The organism is Burkholderia sp. GW821-FHT14F03, assembly GCF_058803765.1.
Window position 1 is genome coordinate 56,830 of the sequence record NZ_JBXAPG010000044.1, and the last position, 10,407, is coordinate 67,236.

Annotated in this window: 9 protein-coding genes and 1 pseudogene; 8 read left to right on the forward strand and 2 right to left on the reverse strand. The window is 69.7% G+C overall.

Annotated features, from left to right (window positions below):
• Positions 1–227 precede the first annotated feature (227 nt).
• Positions 228–608 (reverse strand): winged helix-turn-helix transcriptional regulator, encoded by a 381-nt coding sequence (locus AC1RQF_RS25895; RefSeq protein WP_492873263.1) that lies wholly within the window; start codon positions 606–608, stop codon positions 228–230.
• Between the two features lie 74 nt (positions 609–682).
• On the opposite strand from AC1RQF_RS25895, the gene AC1RQF_RS25900 reads away from it, so the two are divergent.
• From AC1RQF_RS25900 to AC1RQF_RS25910, 3 genes and pseudogenes are all read left to right on the forward strand, one after another.
• Complete coding sequence (locus AC1RQF_RS25900; RefSeq protein WP_492873264.1) at positions 683–1,453, forward strand: NAD(P)H-dependent oxidoreductase; 771 nt, start codon at positions 683–685, stop codon at positions 1,451–1,453.
• A 126-nt stretch (positions 1,454–1,579) separates the two neighbouring features.
• Positions 1,580–3,202 carry an FMN-binding glutamate synthase family protein gene (locus AC1RQF_RS25905; RefSeq protein WP_274001199.1) on the forward strand — a complete coding sequence of 541 codons (1,623 nt, stop codon included), beginning with the start codon at positions 1,580–1,582 and terminating at the stop codon, positions 3,200–3,202.
• A gap of 158 nt (positions 3,203–3,360) precedes the next feature.
• Positions 3,361–3,690, forward strand: a pseudogene (locus tag AC1RQF_RS25910) (IS4 family transposase); the annotation flags it as partial.
• Positions 3,691–3,736: 46 nt separating this feature from the next.
• Here AC1RQF_RS25910 and AC1RQF_RS25915 read toward each other — a convergent pair.
• The gene (locus AC1RQF_RS25915; RefSeq protein WP_274001197.1) at positions 3,737–4,348 is read right to left on the reverse strand and encodes a glutathione S-transferase family protein; all 612 of its coding nucleotides are present in this window, start codon (positions 4,346–4,348) and stop codon (positions 3,737–3,739) included.
• Positions 4,349–4,515: 167 nt separating this feature from the next.
• On the opposite strand from AC1RQF_RS25915, the gene AC1RQF_RS25920 reads away from it, so the two are divergent.
• From AC1RQF_RS25920 to purH, 5 genes are all read left to right on the forward strand, one after another.
• Positions 4,516–5,901, forward strand: coding sequence for an aminopeptidase P N-terminal domain-containing protein (locus AC1RQF_RS25920; RefSeq protein WP_492873265.1), 1,386 nt, complete (start codon positions 4,516–4,518; stop codon positions 5,899–5,901).
• A gap of 38 nt (positions 5,902–5,939) precedes the next feature.
• Positions 5,940–7,130 (forward strand): UbiH/UbiF/VisC/COQ6 family ubiquinone biosynthesis hydroxylase, encoded by a 1,191-nt coding sequence (locus AC1RQF_RS25925; RefSeq protein WP_274001193.1) that lies wholly within the window; start codon positions 5,940–5,942, stop codon positions 7,128–7,130.
• Between the two features lie 234 nt (positions 7,131–7,364).
• The gene (gene dusB / locus AC1RQF_RS25930; protein WP_274001191.1) at positions 7,365–8,429 is read left to right on the forward strand and encodes a tRNA dihydrouridine synthase DusB; all 1,065 of its coding nucleotides are present in this window, start codon (positions 7,365–7,367) and stop codon (positions 8,427–8,429) included.
• Positions 8,426–8,659, forward strand: coding sequence for a Fis family transcriptional regulator (locus AC1RQF_RS25935; RefSeq protein ID WP_252982092.1), 234 nt, complete (start codon positions 8,426–8,428; stop codon positions 8,657–8,659). Before dusB ends, AC1RQF_RS25935 begins: the two co-directional genes overlap by 4 nt.
• Before the next feature lie 44 nt (positions 8,660–8,703).
• Positions 8,704–10,269, forward strand: a complete 1,566-nt coding sequence (purH, locus tag AC1RQF_RS25940) for a bifunctional phosphoribosylaminoimidazolecarboxamide formyltransferase/IMP cyclohydrolase (RefSeq protein ID WP_274001190.1) — start codon at positions 8,704–8,706, stop codon at positions 10,267–10,269.
• Positions 10,270–10,407 lie beyond the last annotated feature (138 nt).

Below are 10,407 nucleotides of genomic sequence, written 5' to 3' on the forward strand. Positions count from 1 at the left end.
GCGCTCCACCTGCCAAGACGACCATCCGCGTCGCGCTTGCCGAAGCACATGCACCGCGACCCTCGATACGCATCGCCGCTCACCGCTGCCGGCTCCCGTCTACGCACCAGGCCGCGTCGTCGCATTCGCACCCCGCGTCCGGCCGAACGGCCGGCGCTCCACCAACCACGACGGCACCCGCGACGCGCACGCGCCGCACCGCGCTCCGCAAGCGCCACCGCGCGCCTCTACCGGCCCCCTCCCGCGCGCACCGCCGCGTCGTAGCGTTCGCGCGCCGCGTCCAATTCCGGGAAATGCCGCTCGGCCCAGCGGTCAAGCGCGGCCAGCGTCTCCACCAGCGAGACCGCGACCGGCGTCAGCCGGTATTCGACATGCGCGCGCCGCGCCCGGAGATCGCGGCGCGCGATCAGCCCGTGCCGCTCCAGTTCGCGCAGGTTCTGCGTCAGCACCTTCTGCGAGATGCCGCCGATCCGCGCGAGCACTTCGCCGTTACGCAGCGGCCCCGCCGCGAGCGCGGGCAGGACCAGCAGCGCCCATTTGCCGGCGATCAGCGCAAGCGCGTCGCGCGCCGAGCAATCGGCCGCGTAGACATCGCCGGGACATGCCATGGTCACCTCCGGGTACGTGATTGCGCGGCCGTCGGCCGACCGACATGATCGTCGCACCTCACCGGAGTCCGTTCATGCACGCGCTGATCCTCGTCGCCCATCCCGAACCCCAGTCCTTCAACGCGCATCTCGCCGGCACGGCCGCCGCCGCGTGGCGCGACCACGGCCATACCGCGACCGTGATCGACCTGTACGCGGAAGACTTCGATCCGCGCGAGGCGCGCGGGCACTATCGCGACCCGCTCGATCCCGCGCGCTTCGACGCGCAGCGCGAGCAGCGCCATCACTGGCGGCGCGGCACGCTCGCGCCGACCATCGAACGTCACCTCGCGCTGCTGCGCGCGGCCGATGCGCTGGTGCTGCAATTTCCGCTGTGGTGGTTCGGCGCGCCCGCGATCCTCAAGGGCTGGATGGACCGCGTATTCGTCTACGGCGCGCTCTACGGCAGCAGCCGACGCCACGAGCACGGTCCGCTGCGCGGCCGCGCGGCGCTCCTCAGCGTGACGACCGGCTCGTCCGCCGCCGCGTGCGCGCCCGGCGGCCGCGAAGGCGACACCCGCCTGCTGCTGTGGCCCTTGATGTATGCGCTCCGCTACATCGGCTTCGAGGTGCTCGAACCGTACCTGATCCACGACGTGCGCGGCGACCTCGACGGCGCGGCGGCCGGCGCGCGCGACGCCCGGCTCGCGCGCCGCTGCGACGCGTATCGCGCGCGGCTCGCCGACTGGGCCGGGTGGCCGCGCGTGCCGTTCAACCCCGGCACGGACTTCGGCCCGGACGGCGCGCTCAGGCCCGACGCACCGTCCCACGGCCCGTTCGTCCGCCACGCGCGGCGCGACGCCTGACGCACACGGCCTCGGCGCGGGCCGCGCGCCTCCCGTAGTAGACTCTCGGGCAGCGTCGGCCGCGCGGCCGAAGCCCGCGACGCGACGTACGCCGCGGCAAGCTTAGAAAATGATTACGGAGTCCCCATGTTTTCCCGACGCTATCTTGCGATGTGGTGCGCCGTCCTGCTGTGCGTGGCGCTCGCACTCCTCGCCGCCCGCCATGCGATCTCGTGGCTGTGGCTCATCGCGCCGGCCGCGCTCGTCGCGCTCGGCCTCTACGATCTCCGCCAGGACCGCCACGCGATCCTGCGCAACTACCCGCTCTGGGGTCACCTGCGCTTCCTGTTCGAATTCATCCGTCCGGAAATCCGCCAGTACTTCGTCGAGGACGACACCGACGAGAAGCCGTTCTCGCGCGCGCAGCGCAGCCTTGTCTACCAGCGCGCGAAGAACGTCGGGGACAACCGTCCGTACGGCACCGAGCTGAACGTGAAGGCCGTCGCGCACGAGTGGATCAGCCACTCGCTCGCGCCCACCCGGCTCCCCGATCATGACTTCCGCGTGCGCGTCGGCGGCTCCCGCGCGCAGCCCTACGACATCTCGATCTTCAACGTCTCCGCGATGAGCTTCGGCTCGCTGTCGGCGAACGCGATCCGCGCGCTGAACCTCGGCGCGAAGAAAGGCGGCTTCGCGCACGACACCGGCGAGGGCTCGCTGTCGAAGTATCACCGCGAGCACGGCGGCGACATCATCTGGGAAATCGCATCGGGCTACTTCGGCTGCCGCAACGACGACGGCACCTTCAACGCAGACACGTTCGCGAAGCAGGCGAACGACCCGCAGGTGAAGATGATCGAGGTGAAGCTGTCGCAGGGCGCGAAGCCCGGCCACGGCGGCGTGCTGCCCGCCGCGAAGATCACGCGGGAAATCGCCGAGACGCGCGGCATCCCGATGGGCAAGGACTGCATCTCGCCCGCCACGCATTCCGAGTTCTCGACGCCGCGCGGCTTGCTCGAATTCGTCGAGCGCCTGCGCACGCTGTCGGGCGGCAAGCCGACCGGCTTCAAGCTGTGCGTCGGCCACCCGTGGGAATTCTTCGGCATCGCCAAGGCGATGCTGGAAACCGGCATCGTGCCGGACTTCATCGTCGTCGACGGCGCGGAAGGCGGCACCGGCGCCGCGCCGCTCGAATTCACCGATCATGTCGGCGTGCCGCTGCAGGAAGGGCTGCTGCTCGTGCACAACACGCTGGTCGGGATCGGCCTGCGCGACCAGGTGAAGCTCGGCGCGAGCGGCAAGATCATCACCGCGTTCGACATCGCGCGCACGCTCGCGATCGGCGCGGACTGGGTCAATTCGGCGCGCGGCTTCATGTTCGCGGTCGGCTGCATCCAGGCGCAGACCTGCCACACCGGCCGCTGCCCGACCGGCGTCGCGACCCAGGACCCGGTGCGGCAGCACGCGCTCGTGGTGCCGGACAAGGCGGAGCGCGTCTACAACTTCCATCGCAACACGCTGCACGCGCTGCAGGAGCTGGTGCAGGCGACGGGGCTCGCGCATCCGTCCGAACTGCGCGCGCATCACATCGTGCAGCGCATCTCGTCACACGAGGTGCGACTGATGTCGCAGTTGCTCAAGTACCTCAAACCGGGCGCGCTGCTCGACGGCGGCGCGCAATGCGGCCTGACGCTGTACGAGCAATGGTGGCCGCTCGCGCGCAGCGACTCGTTCACGCCCGGCGAAGGCGTATACGCCTCGCTCGGCTGAGCCGCCGCCGCAACGAAAAAAGCGCCCCGGAGGAGCTAATGCCGTTCAGTTAAGACCTGAACGGCATTTTCTTTTGGGGTTGGAGTTGTAAACGGCGGGCCAAACTGCTCGCGTTTGACGCGATGCTGACCGACCACCCGATCTTCATGCTGGATTGCAGCCGGACCGTCGACGGCATCTACCAGGAAATCGGGGGATCGTTGATCGCCTACAACCTGATTCGTCGCGAAATGGCTTGCGCTGCCTTCGAGGCCAAGTGCGAACCGAGCGAACTCAGCTTCGTTCGCTCGCGCCATCTCATCCAGCACGAAATGATGTGGGCCGCGCGTACGCCTGCCTTCGCCAGGTTGCCCGCCGTCCTCAGGCGACTTCGCGAACACCTCAAACTGCTCATCAACGTAAAACGGCCCGACCGCAAATGCGATCGGGCCGTCAAGTCCCGTCCTGCTCGTTATCCCGTCCGCTTCCTCAGAAAGAGCCTTAACTGAACGGCATTACCCCGGAGGGACGCTTTTTTCATGGACGACCGCGCGCTTACTGCGGCAGCGTGTCGAGGAACGACGGGCGCTGCGCGAGCTTCGCGAAATGCTTGTCGAGGTTCGGATGGCGCTCGCGCCAGTTCAGCTCGGGCATACGGAAGTCGAGATAGCCCAGTGCGCAGCCGAGCGCGATGTCGGCAAGCGTGTAGTGGTTGCCGACGCACCAGGGCTTGCTGCCCAGGCCCTGCGACATCGCGACGAGCGCGTCGTCGATCTTGCGCTGCTGGCGCGCGAGCCACGTGTCGCTGCGCTGCGCGGGCTCGCGCTGCACGTGCTCGATACGGATCGCAACCGCCGCGTCGAGCACGCCGTCGCCGAGCGCCTCCCAGCAGCGCACCTCGACGCGCTCCCGGCCGGACGGCGGGATCAGCTTGCCCACCGGCGACAGCGTGTCGACGTATTCGCAGATCACGCGCGAATCGAACACCGCCGCGCCGTCCTCCATCACGAGGCACGGCACCTTGCCGAGCGGATTCGAGGCATGAATGGCGGTATCCGCCGCCCAGACGTTCTCAAGCTCCAGCCGGTAGTCGATCTTCTTTTCAGCGAGCACGATTCGCGCCTTGCGAACGAACGGGCTGCTGAGCGAACCGATTAATTTCATCATCTGCCTTAGTTGGGAAAACACCGCCCGAGAGTATACGTTGTCGCCGATCATAACCGGCCGGCGCGCGCCCGATGACAATCGGCCGGCCGGCCTGTGGATGGTTTGCAACAGCGCCGCGGCACGCCCGGGCGCGAACGCCGTGCGCCGGACAGCGCTACAATCGCACGATGAATAAGCCGACCTCCCCCGCCATCGCCACCGACGTCTACCGCCTGCGCCGCGAACGCGTGCTGGCCGCGCTGCGCGCGGGCGGCGGCGGCATCGCCCTCGTGCCCACGGCGCCCGAAGTGCCCCGCAGCCGCGACACCGACTACCCGTATCGGCACGACAGCTATTTCTATTACCTGACGGGGTTCACCGAACCCGACGCGCTGCTCGTGCTCGATGCCGGCGACGCGCCGCGCGCGATCCTGTTCTGCCGCGCGAAGAATCCCGAGCGCGAAACCTGGGAAGGGTTCCATTTCGGCCCCGAGGCGGCGCGCGACGCATTCGGCTTCGACGCCGCGTTCCCGATCGACGCGCTCGACGCCGAGCTGCCGCGCCTCCTCGCCGACGCCTCCGCGGTCCACTACCGCTTCGGCGCGTCCGCCGATTTCGACGAGCGGCTCGCGACCGCGCTCGACGCGGTGCGCGCGCGCAGCCGCGCCGGCGTCGCCGCGCCGGCCGCGGCCTTCGACCTCGCGCCGCTGCTCGACGACATGCGGCTCGTCAAGGAGCCGCACGAGCAGGCGATCATGCGCCGCGCGGGCGAGATCTCGGCGCGCGCGCACCGCCGCGCGATGGCCGCGTGCCGCCCGGGGATCCGCGAATACGAGCTGGAAGCCGAGCTGCTGTACGAATTCCGCCGCCAGGGCGCGCAGGGGCCGGCCTACGGCTCGATCGTCGCCGCGGGCGCGAATGCCTGCGTGCTCCACTATCCGGCCGGCGGCGCGATCGCGCGCGACGGCGACCTGATCCTGATCGACGCCGCGTGCGAGCTCGACGGCTACGCATCCGACATCACCCGCACGTTCCCGGCCAACGGCCGCTTCAGCGGGCCGCAGCGCGCGCTGTACGACATCGTGCTCGCCGCGCAGCAGGCCGCGATCGACGCGACCCGCGCGGGCGCGTCGTTCGACGCGCCGCACGAGGCCGCGGTGCGGGTGCTCGCGCAGGGCCTGCTCGACACCGGCATCCTGCCCAAGGCGCGTTTCGCGAGCGTCGACGACGTGATCGCCGAGCGCGCCTATGCGCGCTTCTACATGCACCGCACGGGCCACTGGCTCGGCATGGACGTGCACGACTGCGGCGACTACCGCGAACGGCAGGCGCAGCGCGACGAGCAGGGGGCGCTGCCCTCGCGCACGCTGCGCGCGGGCATGGCGCTCACGATCGAGCCGGGCCTGTACGTGCGCGCGGCCGACGACGTGCCGGCCGCGTACCACGACCTCGGCATCCGGATCGAGGACGATGCGTTCATCACGCCGGATGGCTGCGAACTGATCACGCGCGGCGTGCCGGTGGCCGCCGACGAGATCGAGGCGCTGATGCGCGACGCCGGTACGCGCGCGTGAGCCGCCCCCTTTCACTCACCGTAGCCCCTGATGCACCCATGACGACCGACTCCCCGCCCGCTCCCGACTTCGACCTCGCGATCGTGGGCGCCGGCCCCGTCGGGCTCGCGCTCGCAGGCTGGCTCGCGCGGCGCAGCGCGACGCAGCCGCTCGCGATCGCGCTCATCGACGCGCGCGATCCCGAAGCGAGCCTCGGCGACCCGCGCGCGATCGCGGTGTCGCAAGGCAGCCGGATGCTGCTCGATGCGCTCGGCTGGCCTGACGACGCGACCCCGATCGAGCACATCCACGTCTCGCAGCGCGGCCACTTCGGCCGCACGCTGATCGACCGCGACGAGCACGGCCTGCCGGCGCTCGGCCACGTGGTGCGCTACGGCTCGATCGTGCAGGCGCTCGCGCGCGCGGTGCGCGGCACGGCCGTGCAGTGGTTCACGTCGACCACCGCGCACGCGCCGCAGCAGGACGAACACGGCGTGACCGTGCTGCTCGAGACGCCGCAGGGCACCCGCACGCTGCGCACGCGGCTGCTGGTCAACGCCGAAGGCGGGCTGTTCCACGAGCAGCGCCGCCAGCCGGACGCGAGCCGGCGCAATCGCGATTACGGACAGACCGCGCTCGTCGGCACGGTCACCGCATCCGCACCGCGTCCGCACGTGGCCTGGGAGCGCTTCACGACGGAGGGCCCGCTCGCGCTGCTGCCGCTGGGCGGCCCGGGCCAGGCCGACTACGCGCTCGTCTGGTGCTGCGCGCCCGACGAGGCGGCGCGCCGCGCGCGGCTGAGCGACGACGCCTTCCTCGCCGAACTGGGGGCCGCGTTCGGCCAACGCATGGGGCGCTTCATGAAGATCGCGGGCCGCGCGGCGTTTCCGCTCGGGCTCACCGCGGCACCCACGCTCGTGCAGGGGCGTATCGCGATCGTCGGCAACGCGGCGCAGACCCTCCATCCGGTCGCGGGCCAGGGCCTGAACCTGGGCCTGCGCGATGCGCACACGCTCGCCGAGGCGCTCTCCGAGCACGGCCCGACGCCGCAGGCGCTGGCGGCCTTCAATGCGCGGCGCGCGCTCGACCGCCGGCTGACCATCGGCGCGACCGACACGCTCGCGCGCCTGTTCACGATCGATTCGCGCCCATTCGCGGCGCTGCGCGGCGCGGCGCTGGCCGCGCTCGATTTCGTGCCGCCGCTCAAGACGGCGATCGCGCGGCAAATGATGTTCGGGCAGCGGCGCTGAGGTCGGCGGCGCGGCTCGACGCCGTTGCCTGAGCGCGACGCCGCAGCGCGTCGAACCGCGCCCGGTCCGCGGGGCCCGCACGAGCGCCCGCCCGGCCGCCCCACCGCGCCGATGCACGATTCAACCATGGCGGACAGTTCCCCGGATCCGTCGATCCGGCCGCTTACGGTAAAATACCCGTTTTCCCTCCGCCCGCTTCCCGCCTGCGCCTCGCGCGGGCTGCCCGATATCGCCATGCCCGTCCTCGGCTCTCACGTTCTGCGCAACAACCTGTTCGTCGCCCCCATGGCGGGCGTGACCGACCGGCCGTTCCGCCAGCTGTGCAAACGGCTCGGCGCGGGCTATGCGGTGTCCGAGATGGTCGCGTCGAACGCCCAGCTGTGGAAGAGCGAGAAGACCATGCGGCGCGCGAACCACGCGGGCGAAGTCGAGCCGATCGCGGTGCAGATCGCGGGCGCCGATCCCGCCATGATGGCGGAGGCCGCGCGCTACAACGTCGCGAACGGCGCGCAGATCATCGACATCAACATGGGCTGCCCGGCCAAGAAGGTCTGCAACGTCGCGGCCGGTTCGGCGCTGCTGCAGAACGAGCCGCTCGTGCAGCGCATCGTCGAGGCGGTGGTCGGCGCGGTCGGCATCGGGCCGGACGCCGTGCCCGTCACGCTGAAGATCCGCACCGGCTGGGACCGCGAGCACCGGAACGCGCTCTCGGTCGCGAAGCTGGCCGAGGACGCCGGCATCGCGATGCTGACCGTGCACGGCCGCACCCGCGCCGACCTGTACCGCGGCGACGCCGAGTACGAGACGATCGCCGCGGTGAAGGCCGCCGTGCGCATCCCGGTGGTCGCGAACGGCGACATCACCACGCCCGCGAAGGCCAAGGCGGTGCTCGATGCGACGGGCGCCGACGCGCTGATGATCGGTCGCGCCGCGCAGGGCCGGCCGTGGCTGTTCCGCGAGATCGAGCACTTCCTGCGCTGCGGCGAGCCGCTCCCGCCCCCCCTGATCGACGAAATCCAGCAGGTCATGAACGAGCACCTCGAAGACCACTACGCGTTCTACGGGGAATTTACCGGCGTGCGTACTGCACGCAAGCACATCGGCTGGTACACTCGCGGCCTTTCCGGCGCCAATGCGTTCCGGCATCGCATGAACACGCTCGACACCACCCGTGAGCAGCTCGCCGCCGTCAACGCGTTCTTCGACGCGCAAAAAGCCCTGTCCGACCACCTGATCTACGTGGACGACGAGCCCGACGCCGACGGCAAGCCGGACGACAATAACCAGTTAGCAGCATGAGCAAGCACAACATCGAACAATGCGTCCGCGACAGCCTGGATGGCTACTTCCGGGATCTCGACGGCTCCAATCCGCACGACGTCTATGAAATGGTGATGTCGTGCGTCGAGAAGCCGATGCTCGAAGTCGTGCTCGTACAGGCGGGCGGCAACCAGTCGCTGGCCGCGGAGTACCTCGGCATCAATCGCAATACGCTGCGCAAGAAGCTGCAGCAGCACGGCCTGCTGTAGACAGCGGCCCTGTCCCCGTTTTCCTGGCTATGGGTGGCACCATCATGATCAAGCAAGCGCTTCTTTCCGTTTCCGACAAAACCGGCATCGTCGACTTCGCGAAAGCGCTGTCGCAGCAAGGCGTCCAGCTGCTGTCGACGGGCGGCACCGCAAAACTGCTGGCCGACGCCGGCCTGAGCGTCACCGAGGTGGCGGACTACACGGGCTTTCCCGAAATGCTCGACGGGCGCGTGAAGACGCTGCATCCGAAGGTGCACGGCGGCATCCTCGCGCGCCGCGACCTGCCGGAGCACATGGCGGCGCTCGACGCCCACCAGATCCCGACGATCGACCTGCTGGTCGTGAACCTGTACCCGTTCGTCGCGACCATCGCGAAGGACGACTGCACGCTCGCCGACGCGATCGAGAACATCGACATCGGCGGCCCGACCATGCTGCGCTCGGCCGCGAAGAACCATCGCGACGTCACGGTCGTCGTCGACCCGGCCGACTACGCGGTCGTGCTGGACGAGATGAAGGCGAACGGCAACACGGTCGGCTACGCGACCAACTTCCGCCTCGCGACCAAGGTGTTCGCGCACACCGCGCAGTACGACGGCGCGATCACGAACTACCTGACGAGCCTGACCGACGAGCTGCAGCACGCGTCGCGCAAGCCCTACCCGGCTACGCTGAACCTCGCGTTCGACAAGGTGCAGGACCTGCGCTACGGCGAGAATCCGCACCAGAGCGCGGCGTTCTACCGCGACCTCGCGGCGCCCGCGGGCGCGCTGTCGAGCTATCGCCAGCTGCAAGGCAAGGAACTGTCGTACAACAACATCGCCGATTCCGACGCAGCGTGGGAATGCGTGAAGACCTTCGACGCGCCGGCCTGCGTGATCGTCAAGCACGCGAACCCGTGCGGCGTGGCGGTGGGCGCCGATGCGGCCGACGCGTACGCGAAGGCGTTCCAGACCGATCCGACCTCCGCGTTCGGCGGCATCATCGCGTTCAACCGCGAAGTCGACGAGGCTGCCGCGCAGGCGGTCGCGAAGCAGTTCGTCGAGGTGCTGATCGCGCCGTCGTTCAGCGACGCCGCCAAGCAGCTGTTCGCCGCCAAGCAGAACGTGCGTCTGCTGGAAATCGCCCTGGGCGAAGGCCATAACGCATTCGACCTGAAGCGGGTCGGCGGCGGCCTGCTGGTGCAGTCGCTCGACGCGAAGAACGTGCAGCCGGACGAGCTGCGCGTGGTCACGAAGCGCCAGCCGACGGCGAAGGAAATGGACGACCTGCTGTTCGCGTGGCGCGTCGCGAAGTTCGTGAAGTCGAATGCGATCGTGTTCTGCGGCAACGGCATGACGCTCGGCGTCGGCGCAGGCCAGATGAGCCGCGTCGATTCGGCGCGCATCGCGAGCATCAAGGCGCAGAACGCCGGCCTCGCGCTGGCCGGCTCGGCGGTCGCGTCGGACGCGTTCTTCCCGTTCCGCGACGGCCTCGACGTGGTGGTCGCGGCGGGCGCGACCTGCGTGATCCAGCCGGGCGGCTCGATGCGCGACGACGAAGTGATCGCCGCCGCCGACGAGCACGGCATCGCGATGGTCCTGACGGGCGTACGCCACTTCCGTCACTGATCCCGGCGCGGCGTCGCGCACTGCGAAACCCGGCCGCCGCCGCGCTGCCGGGTTTTTTATTGGTTCATCGCGGGAAACCGTGGAAGCTTTGGGTGCAGTTGGTAATCTGACGCCAGTGGAAACGGGCGTTGGAGGCCA